General features: G+C 30.1%; 13 protein-coding genes and 1 pseudogene. 7 read left to right on the forward strand and 7 right to left on the reverse strand.

The window, feature by feature from the left end:
- Window positions 1–19: 19 nt before the first annotated feature.
- Together BTO16_RS09200 and BTO16_RS09205 are read right to left on the reverse strand one after the other, a co-directional pair.
- Window positions 20–664 (reverse strand): response regulator, encoded by a 645-nt coding sequence (locus BTO16_RS09200; protein WP_105021288.1) that lies wholly within the window; start codon window positions 662–664, stop codon window positions 20–22.
- Window positions 654–2,552, reverse strand: a complete 1,899-nt coding sequence (locus BTO16_RS09205) for a tetratricopeptide repeat-containing sensor histidine kinase (protein WP_105021289.1) — start codon at window positions 2,550–2,552, stop codon at window positions 654–656. Before BTO16_RS09205 ends, BTO16_RS09200 begins: the two co-directional genes overlap by 11 nt.
- Window positions 2,553–2,717: 165 nt before the next feature.
- Between BTO16_RS09205 and BTO16_RS09210 the strand changes: the two genes are divergently transcribed.
- From BTO16_RS09210 to BTO16_RS09220, 4 genes and pseudogenes are all read left to right on the forward strand, one after another.
- Window positions 2,718–3,932 (forward strand): type IX secretion system plug protein, encoded by a 1,215-nt coding sequence (locus BTO16_RS09210; protein WP_105021290.1) that lies wholly within the window; start codon window positions 2,718–2,720, stop codon window positions 3,930–3,932.
- 51 nt (window positions 3,933–3,983) lie between these two features.
- On the forward strand, window positions 3,984–4,370 hold the full coding sequence (gene apaG, locus BTO16_RS09215; protein WP_105021291.1) for a Co2+/Mg2+ efflux protein ApaG: 387 nt from the start codon (window positions 3,984–3,986) through the stop codon (window positions 4,368–4,370).
- A gap of 137 nt (window positions 4,371–4,507) precedes the next feature.
- Window positions 4,508–4,663 (forward strand): annotated as a pseudogene (locus BTO16_RS18040) (DUF3667 domain-containing protein); the annotation flags it as partial.
- Window positions 4,664–4,678: 15 nt separating this feature from the next.
- On the forward strand, window positions 4,679–5,509 hold the full coding sequence (locus BTO16_RS09220) for a hypothetical protein (RefSeq protein ID WP_245892048.1): 831 nt from the start codon (window positions 4,679–4,681) through the stop codon (window positions 5,507–5,509).
- Window positions 5,510–5,708: 199 nt separating this feature from the next.
- Here BTO16_RS09220 and BTO16_RS09225 read toward each other — a convergent pair whose 3' ends face one another.
- Entirely contained in the window at window positions 5,709–6,425 is a 717-nt protein-coding gene (locus BTO16_RS09225; protein WP_105021292.1) for an NRDE family protein, read from the reverse strand.
- A 105-nt stretch (window positions 6,426–6,530) separates the two neighbouring features.
- Here BTO16_RS09225 and pruA point away from each other — a divergent pair, with 105 nt between their 5' ends.
- Window positions 6,531–8,156 (forward strand): L-glutamate gamma-semialdehyde dehydrogenase, encoded by a 1,626-nt coding sequence (gene pruA, locus BTO16_RS09230; RefSeq protein WP_105021293.1) that lies wholly within the window; start codon window positions 6,531–6,533, stop codon window positions 8,154–8,156.
- Between the two features lie 85 nt (window positions 8,157–8,241).
- Entirely contained in the window at window positions 8,242–8,631 is a 390-nt protein-coding gene (locus tag BTO16_RS09235) for a DUF2306 domain-containing protein (protein ID WP_105021294.1), read from the forward strand.
- A gap of 60 nt (window positions 8,632–8,691) precedes the next feature.
- On the opposite strand, the gene BTO16_RS09240 is transcribed toward BTO16_RS09235, so the two are convergent.
- A complete protein-coding gene (locus BTO16_RS09240) occupies window positions 8,692–9,369 on the reverse strand; it encodes a glycoside hydrolase family 78 protein (RefSeq protein ID WP_105021295.1) in 678 nt (225 codons plus the stop codon).
- Window positions 9,366–13,121 (reverse strand): reprolysin-like metallopeptidase, encoded by a 3,756-nt coding sequence (locus BTO16_RS09245; protein WP_245892050.1) that lies wholly within the window; start codon window positions 13,119–13,121, stop codon window positions 9,366–9,368. Before BTO16_RS09245 ends, BTO16_RS09240 begins: the two co-directional genes overlap by 4 nt.
- Before the next feature lie 64 nt (window positions 13,122–13,185).
- Between BTO16_RS09245 and lipB the strand changes: the two genes are divergently transcribed.
- On the forward strand, window positions 13,186–13,887 hold the full coding sequence (gene lipB, locus BTO16_RS09250; RefSeq protein WP_105021569.1) for a lipoyl(octanoyl) transferase LipB: 702 nt from the start codon (window positions 13,186–13,188) through the stop codon (window positions 13,885–13,887).
- Window positions 13,888–13,966: 79 nt separating this feature from the next.
- On the opposite strand, the gene BTO16_RS09255 is transcribed toward lipB, so the two are convergent.
- Both BTO16_RS09255 and BTO16_RS09260 read right to left on the reverse strand, forming a co-directional pair.
- Window positions 13,967–15,019, reverse strand: a complete 1,053-nt coding sequence (locus tag BTO16_RS09255) for a nucleoid-associated protein (RefSeq protein WP_105021296.1) — start codon at window positions 15,017–15,019, stop codon at window positions 13,967–13,969.
- Between the two features lie 296 nt (window positions 15,020–15,315).
- Window positions 15,316–15,915: a ribonuclease HII gene (locus tag BTO16_RS09260; protein WP_105021297.1), complete on the reverse strand. Its 600-nt coding sequence runs from the start codon at window positions 15,913–15,915 to the stop codon at window positions 15,316–15,318.
- Window positions 15,916–15,983 lie beyond the last annotated feature (68 nt).

Raw genomic sequence — 15,983 nt, forward strand, 5'->3', positions numbered from 1 at the left:
GAAAAAAGTAGTTGAAACTTTATAAAGACTCGAGTAAATCTTTATTTTCTTTTACCCAAACCGTTAATGAATCCGTATCTGAAGTTAAATTTAGTTTTGAAATTATATTTGATCTATGTTTATCGACTGTTCTAATAGAAATAGATAGTATTTCTGCAATTTGTTTGGAAGAATTTTCTTTGGCAATTAACCTTACAATTGTTCTTTCTGATGGTGATAAATATTTTATTTTTTCCATTTCTGGAGATACTTCATTTGTAAATACTTCATTAAAAATAGTGCTGGCATAAAAATTCCCATTTAAAACGGCTTGTATACATTTATGAACTTCAACAATTGGCTCGTCTTTTAATAGATAGCCACAAATATTCAATTTTTTTGCTTTTAATACTACCCCTTTTTCTTTGTAAGAAGTAAGAATAATAAATTTTGTAAGCGAAGTTGCTTCGTTACATTTTTTTATCACTTCTAAACCACTTAAAAAGGGCATATTGATATCTAAAATAGCAATGTTTGGTTTTTTTGAAGTGATAATTTCTAATGCTTGTGCACCATTTGCTACACTATCAATAACATTATACCCTAGATTAACAAGTTCATCTGTTAATCCTTTTAGTAAAATTGGATGATCATCTGCTACTAAAATACTTACGTTATGATTCATTTTTTGAAGGTATAGAAAATATAAAACTAGTTCCTTTGTTCAATTCACTATCAATAGATATATTTCCATTCATAATTTTAATTCTTTCAAAAATAGTTTTTAATCCTAAACTATTTTTCTTTTTATTTTCATCAACATTAAAACCTTTTCCATTATCAGAAATAAAAGCAATAATATTTTTGTGCTCTTTTTTTATGCTTATGGTTACCGATTTTGCTTTGGCGTGTTTTAAAATGTTTGTTAAACATTCTTGAAGTAATCTATAAAAGTTTAAACTTGTAGTTTCTGTAAAATAAGCATCTATCATATCTATATCCATTGTAAAAAATAAATCTGTTTGCTCATCATACTCATTAATTAATTGCACTATACTTTCTGTTAAACCTAGTTCTTTTAACAATGCAGGGTATAAATCTCTAGAAATACTTCGTACTTCTTCTAATGCTTTGTTTGTTAAAATAGTAAGTTCGTCTTGTTGTAAATTTTGTGCTTTTCGTTTAATTAACGTTAATTGTTGCCCAACACTATCATGCAATTCTCTTGCTATTCTTGTTCTTTCTTCTTCTTGTGATTGCAACAATGCTTGCGAAAATTTTTCTTGCTGAACGATTTCTTTTTTAGCTGTATTTCTAGAATAGTATAATAAGGTAATTACAAATATTGACAAAAGCCCTATTCCCCCAAAAAGTAACCATTGATTTTTATTCCTATTTTTAGAAGCCAATAAAGCAATATTACTTTGTTGCGCTTCAATTTTTAGGTTCTTTTTTTCGGTTTCATATTTAATTTGCAAGTCATTAATATTTGCGATTTTTTGAACAGAAAATAAACTATCTTGAATTTGATGATATTTTTTTAAATAATTATGAGCGCTTTTAAAACTACCTGTTTCGTAGTCAATTTTTGACATTAAATAAAAGGCATATCTTTCTTGATGTATATTTAATCCTTCCGAATATTCAATTGCTTTTAATGCAAACTCCCTCGCTTTTGTAAGATTATTCATTTCTATAAAAGTTTCAGAAATATCGTTACAGGTATGCGCTGCACTAGAATAATCTTGCATTTCAACTTTTAAATCTAACGCCTTTAAAAGATATTGTAAAGACTCATCATATTTTTTTAATCGCCTAAAAGAAGAACCAATATTTCCCAAAAAAATAGATTTATTTCTTTTAAAATCGCCATTTTTAATTCTATCTAAACCCTCTTTATAAAGCGATATTGCTTTAAGTAAAAGAGGAGCATCATTATTTTTATTACCGCCTTCTTTTTGATAAGTTACACCTAAATTTGTTAGATTTTCAATAATACCTTTTTCATTATTTAGTTTTTTATAAATAACCAACGCTTTGTTAAAATTAATTCTAGCAACTTCTAAATCTGGGGTTATTAAATAAACTTCTCCTATTTTTTTTAAATTATCTGCAATTTGTAGTTCGTTTTTATGTATTTCTGCAGTATTTAAAGTTTTAAAATAGCTATCTAAAGATTTATCATATTCAGAAATATTATAATATAATCGAGCTAATTTAAAGCTACAGTTATAAACTTCTTCTTGGTTTTTTAAATCAACAAAAATACTTAACGCAGTTTTTAAATTTTCTATTGCTTCATAATAATTCTTAATTTGATTGTAATAATCACCTAGGTATTGATAACCAAATGCTGTTAAATTTGTATTCTTTATTTTTTTTGATGCTTCTAATCCTGATGAAATAGCTTTTAAAGCTTCAGTAAAATTATCTTTTTCAAGAAATTCTAAACCTCTTTTATAATTTGTGTTAATTGTTTCTACACTTACTGTTGATGAAGATTCGATTATTCTTTGAGCAAAAGATATTTGTATTAAAAAAATACAGAAAAAATATAAGAGCTGTTTTTTCATTTCAATTTGCAAAAGAGTTCTATTAGGTTTTATTTAAGTTTGCTAAATATACTACTATATGACTTACATTTTGTAATTTACTGTAAAAGAGAGAAAAAGGAACAGTATTTGCATTTGTTTTAAAAGTTGAAAAATTACTACTTTTACAAAGCTTAAAATATTGATATGACTCAAAAAATAATCATTGCTATTCTGTTTTTTACGACTAGTTTTTATGCTCAAAATATAAAATCGATACAGTTAAGACCTTTGCAAGAAAACAATTATTCATCAATTGTACCTTTAGGAACCGTTTTAGAATTGTCTTTTGATGATTTAGACGCAGACAGTAAAGATTATAATTACAGAATAGAACACATGACGCATGATTGGCAAAAAAGCAGGCTGCTATCTAGTCAGTTTATAGATGGTTTTGATGAAAACTCAATTTTAAGTGTTACCAATTCTTTTAATACGTTTCAAAATTACACGCATTATGCAGTAAAAATTCCGAATATAAATTCTGTAATTACTAAAAGTGGAAATTATTTAATTTCTGTTATTGATGATTATGATGAAGTTATATTTTCTAGAAAATTTGTTTTGTATGAAAACACAACTACTGTTGCTGTTAATGTTTCTAGAAGTAGAAACACAAAAACCATCAACACGCAACAAACTGTTGAATTCACAATAAATCATCCAAGTTTGCGAATCAATAATCCATCACAAGAAATAAATGTTGTTTTACTAAAAAATGAAAATTGGAATGAAAAAATAACAGATCTACAACCTACCTTTTTCAAACAAAACCAACTACAATATACCTACTCTAACAAGACTAATTTTTGGGGAGGAAATGAATATTTAAATTTTGATAGTAAATTTATCAGAAATCAAAGTTTAAATGTTGTTAGAATAGAAATGAGAGACCTCTTTCATCATTATTTATATCCTTTTACTTATGACGAAAACGGAAAATATAGATACAATCCAGATATTAATGGGCAATTTGTAATTAGAACTTTAGAAGCAGCTAACCCTAACACAGAAGCAGACTATGCAATGATGCACTTTACTTTATTTGCTGATGAGCCTTTTGCCGAAAAAGGAGTTTATGTTTACGGAGCTTTTAATAATTTTGAAATTAATGAAGAAAACAAACTCTTTTATAACTTTGAAGACAAAAGTTATCAAGGTGCTTTTTTACTAAAACAAGGCTTTTATAACTACACTTTTGCTACAGTTGATAAAAATGAGGTTGTGGATACAAATGAAATAAATGGCACTTATTTTCAAACTGAAAATGAATATACTGTATTAGTGTATTACAAACCTTTTGGCGGTTTATACGACAGAGTTGTAGGTATTGGCAGCGGCTACTATAATCAAAGTAGATAATTAAAAGGTTTAGTTTGAACTCTTATTCAAAAAAAAACTATATTTACTACTATGATTGAGCAAATTACTAAAGGAATTAAAATTTCTGTAAAAACGAAATATAATGGTACAAGCTATCGAAATAACAAGCTTTACTACATTTTTGCTTATTTTGTAACTATCGAAAATAAATCGTCTGAAACCGTACAATTAACAGATCGTTTTTGGCAAATTTTTGACTCATTAAACAACATAGAAATTGTAGAAGGCGAAGGCGTTGTTGGACAAACACCTGTTTTAAAACCTAATGACAATTATACTTATAGTTCTGGTTGTTTTTTAGAATCATCAATTGGCGCAATGAAGGGTTATTATACAATGATAAATTGTAGAACTTTAGAACAATTTAAAGTAATTATACCCACTTTTCAACTTACAACTCCCATATTATCAAACTAAAAAAAACAAAAAATAAAGTAACAGTTGTTAAAGATGCAGCATGTTTAAATTGTGGACATCCTTTTAACGGACAAGAGAAATTTTGCCCAGATTGCGGACAAGCAAATAAAGGTAATGAAATTACTTTTAAAAGCTTTATTCATGAAGTTTTTAATGGTCTTTTTAATTTTGACGCTAAATTTTGGACAACTATTATTCCGCTTTTAATTAACCCTGGTAAAGTTTCTAGAGACTATGTTGCTGGTAAAAGACAGCGATACACAAATCCATTTCGTTTTTATTTAACGGTTTCAATTCTATTTTTTTTATTGATTGGTTTGTATAATACCAAAGTAAAATACGAATCTTTAGCTCAAGAAAGTAAGACAGAAATTGTTGATTTAATTAAAGAAGAAACCTCAAAAACAAAAGAAGCTTTAACAGATAAAAAGATAGATTCTATTAAAAAGAAACTGAATGAGAAAATGAAGAGTTCATTTATTCCTGTTCCAGAAAAAGTGAGAAAAAATATTTTAGCGGAAGTAGAAAAAGAAGCCAGAGACACCACAGAAAATAAAATGAACAGCAGCATTATTAACTTTAATGTTGGAGAAGGAGATTCAAAATTAGATAAATTTGTAAACTATCAAAAAAAATACCCAAACTCTAGCATAGATGTTGCTTTAGACTCCTTAGAGTTCGAAAAAAACTTTACAAATAGATTTATATATACCAGAGCGAAAGCAGCGAATTCTTTTACAAATGATGAAGAAAGTAGAGATCAATTTTTAAACCAAATCCTTTCTTTTGGTTCCATTTCTTTATTTGTTTTATTACCTATTTTTACCTTGTTTCTTAAACTGTTTTACATCCGAAGAAAATACACTTATGTAGATCATTTAATTTTTGTTTTTCATATTCAAACAGTTTTTTTTATGCTGTTTTCAATCTTTTATCTTTTAAAAATAGTTGGTATAAGCCCCCAACTTTGGGTTTTTGTAACCTTATTTTTATTGTATTTAATAATTGCTATGAAACAGTTTTATCAGCAAGGATATTTTAAAACTTTTGTAAAATTTTTACTACTAAATTTAAGCTACACCATTGTTGCAAGTATAGGTGTTGTGTTTGTTTTACTTATTTCGTTTGCGCTGTTTTAAATTTTATTTTTTTAAATTGAAAGATGGTTTTAAAAAGAAGTTTTTTAAGTAAAAATGCAAAATTGTGCGCTAATTGAATAATTATTATTTAAATAATTAAAAATGATGATTTAAAAAATATTCCGATTAAATTAAAAAAACATAAAACAACGGTTTAGAAAATCACTTTATTCGAACAAATTAAAACTTTTTGTATATTTCAATTTAAAATTTTAATTACATTATTTTCAACAACATCACTTAGAAAATCAAAATACGTTATAGCTACTTTGTCATTTTCTTTTTTGATGGATGTTGTACTTACCGTTTTTATAAAAGAACGTTTCATCTTTGGAGAAGTTTCTACACTCCCTAGGTTTTCATTTTGATGAAATTGGATGATTTTTTCTTGCTTAAAATCCTCATTTACTGATAACCAATCCGCAAACCAATCTTTTCTTAATTGCTTCATATCTTCAGAATACAAGGTTGACGAAGACCAAATTTTAGGTTCTTGCAGCAATTTTGTGAAGTGCTTTGTTGTGCCATCCCAAAGCAATTCATACGTTACTAATTGAGCTTGATAATCAACCAAAATTAGTGTAAAAGGTTCTATATCTATAAAATCAAACTTGTTAATATACCCAACAACATCATTCGCAGAAAGTATATTTTTTACTATAACACCTCTACTTACTTTATAGTATTTATTTCTTAAATGATTTGTAAACGCACCATTTAAAAGACAAACCAATCTGTTTTTATTGCTTGTACCGATCCAAGTTCCGCCTGCTAATTCATCTTTTGGATAGGTTAATTCAATGCCATTTTCTAGATATGTTTTTGGCGGAATTGTTTTTCTTAACGGAGTTTCATCTCTGTTAGAAGTTATAATAAAATTATTATTCTTTAAAGGAAGATAGGTTACTGTACACATTTAATGCTTATAAATTTAGGCTTTCAAAACCATATAAAACGGCTGAAAAATTTGTAACTTTACGTCTTTCAAAATTAGTAGATTCAACATTTAAAAACAAACAAAATGGCAAGAGGATTTTTTAAGGTTCCAAAAGCAATTAACGAACCAGTTAAAGGGTATGCACCTGGTTCTCCAGAAAGAGCAGAACTATTAGCAATGTACAAAACCATGTTTAACAGCAATATTGATGTGCCTATGCATATTAATGGAAAAGAAGTTAGAACAGGGATAACTAAAAATATTACACCTCCTCATGACCACAAACATGTTGTTGGGCAATATCACACAGCAGAAAAAAAACATGTAGATGAAGCAATTTCTACTGCACTTGCAGCAAGAGAAGCTTGGTCTAGTGTTTCTTGGATGGAAAGAGCATCTATCTTTTTAAAGGCTGCTGAATTATTAGCAGGTCCTTATAGAGCAAAAATGAATGCTGCAACCATGATTGCACAATCTAAAAACGTTTATCAAGCAGAAATTGATGCTGCTTGTGAAATGATCGATTTCTTTAAATTTAACGTAGAGTATATGACTGATATTTTTAAAGATCAGCCAACATCTTCTGCAGGAGTTTGGAACCGAGTTGAGTACAGACCTTTAGAAGGATTTGTATACGCAATTTCTCCTTTTAACTTTACATCTATTGCCGCAAATTTACCTGCAGCAGCAGCTTTAATGGGTAATGTAGTTGTTTGGAAACCTTCTGATCATCAAGCATATTCTGCACAAGTTATAGTAGATTTATTTAAAGAAGCTGGTTTGCCAGATGGCGTTATTAACGTTGTTTATGGAGATCCAGTAATGATATCTGATACCGTTTTAGCGTCTCCATATTTTTCTGGTTTACACTTTACAGGTTCTACGCATGTTTTTAAAGAATTATGGAAACAAATTGGTAACAATATTCATACTTACAAAACATACCCAAGAATTGTTGGAGAAACTGGTGGAAAAGATTTTATCTGGGTTCACAACTCTTCAAATCCTTTACAAGTTGCAACTGCAATGACAAGAGGAGCTTTTGAATACCAAGGTCAAAAATGTTCTGCAGCTTCACGTTCTTATATACCTGCTTCACTTTGGCCAGATGTTAAAAAACATTTAATTGCACAAGCAAGTGAGTTAAAAATGGGGTCTCCAGAAGATACTTCAAACTTTATAAATGCAGTTATTCACGAAGGTTCTTTTGATAAAATTGCAAGTTATATCGATGCTGCAAAAGCAGATAAAGATGCAGAGATTATTATTGGTGGAAATCATGATAAATCTGTTGGTTACTTTATAGAGCCAACTGTAATTGTTAGTAATTCGCCAACATACGCAACAATGACAACCGAACTATTTGGTCCAGTTATGACCGTTTATGTTTATGAAGATGCTGATTGGGAAGCTTGCTTAAAATTAGTTGATGAAACTACAGAATATGGCTTAACAGGTGCAATCTTTTCTAAAGATAGATATATTGTTGAAAAAGCTTCGAAAGCATTAGAAAATGCTGCAGGAAACTTTTATATTAACGATAAACCTTCGGGAGCAGTTGTTGGTCAGCAGCCATTTGGAGGAGCAAGAGCTTCTGGCACAAATGACAAAGCAGGTTCTGCACAAAACTTATTACGTTGGACTTCTGTTAGATTGATAAAAGAGACGTTTGTAACACCTACAGATTATAAATATCCTTTTTTAGGATAGCTTAAAATTATTATTTTAGAAAAACCGTATCAAAATTTGATACGGTTTTTTTATTTCCTTATTTTAGACAAATACTTTTTAAAAAATGGACTATAAATATTTAATGTATGCTCATTTAGCAACCGTAGTTCCTTGCTTTTTTATGGGTGCTTATCTATTATCAGTAAAAAAAGGAACCCCTTTTCATAAATTATTAGGCAAAATTTACATGTCTTTAATGATGATTACCGCAATTATAACGTTATTTATGCCTGCGGATGTTGGTCCACAGTTTTTTAATCATTTTGGTTATATTCATCTTTTTAGTTTTCTTACTTTATACAGCGTGCCAACTGCAATTATTGCCGTAAAAAAAGGACAGGTAAAAAAACACAAACTAAAAATGATTCTTCTATATGTTGGAGCAATCATTATTGCTGGCGGATTTACTTTTACACCAGGAAGGTATTTACATTCTGTGTTTTTTGGGAATTGATTATAAAAAAAACCACATCGTTTTAATGATATGGTTGAAATAAATCTATTTTTTTGAAACTTAATTTACTGTAAAACTCCAAGTTTGTCCAATTGACTTTGCAGCATTTTGGTCTTTTACATTTACGTACCAAGAATATGTTTTTCCAGATTTCACAGAAACTGTAAACGATTTTTCTGATAAAGAATCATCCATCAACACTACTGATGAATTTTCTCCAAAATAAAGCTCATAAGTCAACGTATCAGTTGTATTTGCATCCGCAGCATCCCAAATTAGACTTATAGAAGTTGTGGTACTTAAGTTACTATTATTTTTTGGTGAAACTAATTCTGCCGAAAACGGAGCATAATTTAAAACTCCATCGCCTTTGGTGTAAAACGAAAATGTTTCTGATGCAGTACCTTGATTATTTTTTACATCTAAAGCATCAACTTTCCAATAATAAGCAGTTTGTTTTTCTAGAGTAACTGTTGTTTTCAAATCTGTACTACTACTATTTTCAACAACATTTGTCATTTCTCTGTCTGTCGCTATAATTAAATTATAAGTAACTTGATCATTATCAGGATCAGTAGCTTTGCTCCAATTAAAAGTAATTGTATTGTCTATACACAATAAATTTTGTGTTGGAAACATTAAACGAACTGCAGTAGGGGCTTTATTTTTATCCTTTGAACATTGAATCGTTAGGAAACAAAAGAAAAGTAAAACCGATATATTTACTACTCTTTTCATTGCTTTAAAATTTTAATAGGTTTTGTGTTTTCGATTGATAATTTTAAAATATAAATTCCTTTTGCATAGTCTCTAAAAGGAATTATTAAATTATGATCTTCATTTTTTATCGACTGTTTTAAAATTAGTTTTCCGTTTATATCAAAAATAAGAACATCAATATACGGTTGACTTACATCTAAAGGCAGTAGTAAATCTATAGTATTTTTAACAGGGTTTTGTTTTAGTAAAATAGTTCCAATGCTTGTTTTAAACAAACCTTCACACTCTTTTGCTGTCTTAACTTCTAATTTTCCACTTCCTTTTATTTCTAAATCAAATTCTTTGCTATCAGAAACAAGAATTAACTCTTCATTTAAATAAACATTGTAAGGTGCGGTGCCGCTATCTACAGAAAAAGAATAAGTTGTACTAAATTTTTTATTGGCCAGTTTTAAAGATATAGGCTGAGATTTTTTTATTACAACTTCAAAGCATTGTGTATAATTTAATTCATTTATAAGTATGCAAACTTGGTAATCTCCAGGAGCTAAGTTTGGTAAAGAGAACGTTGTGTTAGTTACATTCTGATTAAAATTTGTTGCGGGGCCAGAAATAGAAACTTGATAGGTAAATTCGAGTTGATTAATATCAACATTGATAATTCCGTCATTTTGATCAACACAAGATTCTGATACTGTTTGCACGGTAAAGCTATCTGTTCTTAGCACAACAATAGCGTAATCTTCGGTTTCTCCCCATTCCGTTAAATGATCAGAATCACAAGCGCCCAATCCGTAAGTACCAGTAGGATCGTCATATTCAATAAGCACTCTCATTGTAGTCTTTCCAATCTTGGCATCATTAGGCACTGTAATATTAAAATTTACTGTGCCAACATCGTCTGTTACTGAACCTAAATCATATCTTTCTGTAACGTTATCAAAAACAAAATCTTTGTTCCAATCAATAAAAACATAACAATGATCTTGAAAACCACCTGTATCAATAGTTACACTTATTTGCTTTGTTTGTCCTCTTAAAACATTGGTAAAAAAATTTGTAAAATCTTCATAACCATCTATTTTATCATTTTCAGAAGTATTATTAATACTACCAAAAGTTACATTAGTAATATGCTCTGTGCCTCCTACTTCGTCTGTAAATGTAGAAGCGCAATACAAAGGAGTTTTTGTAGTAAAACTAAAAACAGCAGAAAAGGCTCCTTCTCCGCAGTTATTTGTAGGTTTTACTCTCCAAAAATATTCCGTTTGACCACTTAAATTAGTTGCTTTAAAAGTATTTTCTACAACAGTTGCACTCGAAACAATATTCGAAAAATTTACATCCGAGGCTATTTGAACACTATAAGAGGATGCATTTGTGTCTTGACCCCAAGTAAGGGTTTCTGTAACTGAAACACCAGTTGCCTCATTTATTGGTGTTGATAAATTTAAAATATTAAAAACAGAACTCCTTACTTTTAAAACTAAGTTTATGTTTTGAGTAACTGTTGCCGATGTACCTATAACATTTATATTATAGGTTTTTGCTTCTTTGTCTTCTAGGTTAGAAATTGTTAATATTACCGTTCCGTCTGCATTAATTGTATTCGCACTAAATGCTATAGTAGAACCTGTTGGTTGCCCTGTTACACTTAAAGTAGCTGTTTCTGTAAAACCATTTATAAAATCGAAATCTAAAGTATAACTAATACTTTGAGCTGCCGTATTGCAAATAGCTTGTTCACCTGTTTTATCAGCAATTAAAAAAGTAGGAGTAGTTGAAACTACAGAAAACTGCGATGCGTTTACGTTATAAAAAATATTATCTGCCGCTTCCACCATAATTCTGGCTTTATTAGTCTCATTATCTGGAACAATAATATTTTCTGTACCATCATTTGGCGTGTTGGTTTTTAGTGTAATAGGAAAGGTAATTCCGCCATCAACAGATAATTTAATATTTACATTTTTGCATTCTATTGGTGCAATATCTGTGGTTCCTTTGTTCCAGTTTACTACGATTGTTTGTCCGGAATTTACAGTGGTTGCTAAACTTTGAGACGTTACCGTAAAAGCGGCTGCATTTGTAACTGATATTTTAAGATCATCGCGGGCAGTGCTTCCGCCACCAGGATTATTATCTCTTACAAAAAAAGAAAAATTTAACTCTCTTGCTACAGATGGCACCACTTCCCAAGCCGAGGAAGTACTTCCTGCTATAACAGTAGCTAAAGCAGGCATGTATCTTTCTGATGTTGATTTCGATGGTAAAGACCTAAACATTGGCCCTTCTAGGTTTGTAGAACTCAACACATCTGGTTTATCGCTACTATTATCTAAAATTTCTACATCTAATTGCTCCCAGTTATAGGTAAGAGAACTTAGCCCATCAGCATCTGTAGCTAAACCCTTTAATTTAAAAGGGGTAGATTTTGGAATGCTATAATCTGAACCTGCATTTGCAACAGGCGCTCTATTATTTGTGTTTGTAGTTGCTGCGCAAGTTCCAGAAGATTGAATAACATTCCACATTTGCGCAATACTTACCGCATGAAAGTAATCGTCACTATTACCATTCGGGTTTCCAGATTGCACGTCTGGAGCACAAATACCTGCATACCCCATAATTGTAGATGCACTTCCTGGCTCTACAGCAGTAGATTGGGTTCTGTTACAATCGTTATGTTGTGTGTGAGTTGCCCCAAATTGATGCCCTAATTCATGCACAACAAAATCTACATCATAAGGGTCAGCAACTGGTTGCGATCTACCTGTTACGCCTCTTGCTTTTTGACCAGTAAGGCAAACAACTCCTAAACCTGCTAAACCATCGCCACCAACACTAAAAATATGCCCAATATCGTAATTAGCATTTCCAATAACATTATCGCAAATAGTTTGTACCTCATTAATCATTGTATTTGGTGCACCATCGGTAATACCATCTGTAGCTGCATCTAAAAAAATAATCTTACTATTATCAGCTACTAAAACAAGTTTTACTGACAAATCTTTTTCAAAGATTCCGTTAATTCTTGTCATAGACGTATTCATTGCCGATAAAACCGCCGCTTTTTTTACTTGATCACTTGCCGTATCTGATATGTTTTGCTGACTAGCTCCTAAATGAAACTGCGCATATTCTGCGCTGCAGGCTAACGCCAATCTGTACGTTCTTAACTTACCATCATTTGCGTTTCGTGCAAAATTTTGTGTAGTAATATCTTTTTTAGCAGATTCTTCAATTAAACATTCAAAATCTTTATCTTTCTTGGGTAAACTGCTTCTTTTGTAAATGATGTAGTCTTTTTTATCCTTAGAATACGGATCGATATATATAGTTTCTTGGTTACCAGAAAAGATTACTGCATGAAAACCGTCTGTTCCTAAACTTATTTTTGCCACCGCAGTAGGATCATCTATTCCTTGAGCCGAATACGATTGTATATTTGGAAATGTAGCTTGTAATTTCGCTTCAAAATTTGAAGTTTCTTTGATGATAAATTTAGAGAATGTTCCATCTGTATTAGGTAAGTCTATGGTTTCTTTTTGTTTGAAACTGCTACTTTTTAATTTTGCTGAAAAAGCGTTTAAATCTAGCGATACGATTTCATATTTTGAAGGAAAATTTTTCTTTTGATAAGTTTTCTTTTTTTGAATAAGATATTCTGATTTTTGAACTTTTGCCCAAATTTTTTGAGACTGAACCGTATCAACATTAAAAAAAAATATGGCTACTAAAATTAAAAAATGGAATTTACTTTTCATAAAATATATAAACTATAAATGAATGGTTTCAAATATAACGAATTATTTACCTTTGTATTTAATTATGAATAAAAATATATCACTTACAGACTTAGCCAACAAAGACTATAAAGAAACTTGGGACTACCAAACTGATTTATTGCAAGAAATTGTGGATGTTAAAATTAGCAATAGAAGAAACAATTTACAAGAAATAACCAAAAATCACTTTTTATTTGTTGAGCATCCTCATGTATATACCTTAGGTAAAAGTGGCGATTTAAGTAATTTATTGCTAAACGAAAATCAATTAAAAGAAAAAGGTGCAACATTTTATAAAATAAATAGAGGTGGTGATATTACGTATCATGGGCCTGGTCAAATTGTTGGCTACCCTATTTTAGACTTAGAAAATTTTTTTACAGACATTCATAAATACTTACGGTTATTAGAAGAAACTATTATTTTAACCATTGCAGAATATGGTTTAAAAGGTGCTAGAAGCGCTGGTGAAACTGGGGTTTGGCTAGATGTTGGAACACCTTTTGCTCGTAAAATTTGCGCCATGGGCATTCGTTCTTCTCGTTGGGTAACCATGCACGGTTTTGCATTAAACGCAAATGTGAATCTTGGTTATTTTGATCATATTATTCCGTGTGGAATTAGAGGCAAAGCAGTAACTTCTATGGAAGTAGAATTAGGCAAAAAGGTAAATGCAGAAGAGGTTAAAGTAAAAATTTTAAAGCATTTTAAAACACTTTTTGAAGTGGATGAGTTTGTAGAATAACTCGTCATTGCGAATTTACGAAGCAATCTGTATATTGCAATATACAGATTGCTTTACGATCGTTCGCAATGACAAATAATTATTTCTCCTCATTAAAGTATACTTTGTAAAACTTCATTTTTTTCTCTTCATCATAGCCTCTTTCTAAATATTCTGATGCTGCATCTGGCGCATCAACATCTAGTTTTATAATGATATTTGTGTCTAGCTTAATTTCTGTTTTTAGCTTATTTTTTTCTTTCTTTAAAACAACACCTGAAACATCAAAATTATTTCTGATTAGCACATCATTTAAAGTTTCATAGTGTTTTTTATAATCTTCAAACAAATCTTTGTGCTTTTCATCTTCAAAAATTTCGTCTTTAAACTCATGATAATCAACAGCTTCGTGTTCTTTAAAATAATCTACCGTATTTGCTAAAAAATCTCCTTGTTTGTGTTTACCAAATTCTGGTTTTATTACTTCTTCAGAGAATTCTTTACACAACTCTAAATAATTTTGTGTGTGCGAATTATAATCATCAGCTAACTTTACACTCAAGAAGTTTTTAATCCAATATTGCGCATCGTAATTGTTGTTGTCCACAGAAAAAACAACTGTTCCCTCCGTGTCTGATGTGTTTAAAATTAAACAACCTTTGTCTATTTTTTTTGTTGATATTCCTTTTTGAACTACAACATCAAAACTTTCATTATCATCTAAATATGTTTGAAAAAAATCGACTTTATTCTCAATTTTAAAAACACCAATTGCCTCTGTTAAAACATCTTTATATTCGATGCCTTCGATAAAAACAACAATAACATCGCCTGTTTTAATTTGTGAAGAATTGGATTGTTCGTACAAATGATTTACAATATTCTTAGAATATTCTACAAAACTACTTTCTTCTTTAAAAACCTCTGAAGCGTAGTTATTTAACTCATTTAAACGCACATCTGCATGATGAGAAAAACGATAACTCTGCGTTAAACTTCCAAAAGGTTTCAACAAGAAATTTTTCATTAAGTCGTAACTTTCTTGATCGAAACGTATTAAATCTTCAGAAAACACGTTGTGTCCGCTATTAAATTTATTGGCTACTTTATGAAGAATACATTTGGTAATTTCTGCTCTCGTTTTTTTAATCATCATTTAAAATTTTGGATGGTAAAAATAGAAAAAGTTTACGGATGATTTTGATTTAAATTGAATTTCTGTGATTTTTTTTGATATGCATTTCATGGATTTTCACTGATGAAAATTTTTAAAGCAATGCCACGAATTCACGAATTAAATGTATAAAATCAATTTATACTTAAAAATGTAATAACTGTAAATTTCTCAAAGAATTGGTAAGTAATTTTAGCCCTGATTGAAATGGCATCCTTTTTTTGTTTTTTTCAAAAAAAGATATAATGGAAAGCAGGAAATAGCTTCGTAAAAAACTAAACTTTCAACTTTAATTGTTCTGGCAACAATCTAAATGTTTTTCGATGATGAATATTTGGCCCAAACTCGCGAATTGCATTTCTGTGCTCTTTGGTAGGATAACCTTTATTTTTTTTCCAGTTATACATAGGAAATTCCTGATGAATCTTTGCCATATACTCATCTCTGTAGGTTTTTGCCAACACAGAAGCTGCGGCAATACTTAAATACTTTGCATCGCCTTTTACAATTGTTTCATGCCGAATTTCTTTATAATCTCTAAATTTATTCCCGTCAACAATAATAAATTCTGGTGTAATTTTTAACGCATCAATAGCTCTGTGCATGCCTGTAATTGAAGCTTGCAGCACATTTATTTGATCTACTTCTTCTTGCCAGACAAAAGAAACACCAAAGGCAATTGCATTTTCTTCGATAAAAGGTCTTAATTCTTCCCTCCTTTTTTCTGATAATTGCTTAGAATCGTTTAAAAAAGGATGGGTAAAATCTTTGGGTAAAATTACAGCTGCGGCTACAACTGGCCCACATAGACAACCTCGGCCGGCTTCATCTGTTCCTGCTTCTAAAGAAAACCCACTGTAATTAGATTTTAACATGGTACAAAGAAAAGAAAACTTTTTCTTTTAGTTTGCTATTAACCAATCAACTTGATATAAATTACCTA

Origin of the sequence: Polaribacter glomeratus, from assembly GCF_002954665.1 — a bacterium.
Taxonomy (GTDB): domain Bacteria; phylum Bacteroidota; class Bacteroidia; order Flavobacteriales; family Flavobacteriaceae; genus Polaribacter; species Polaribacter glomeratus.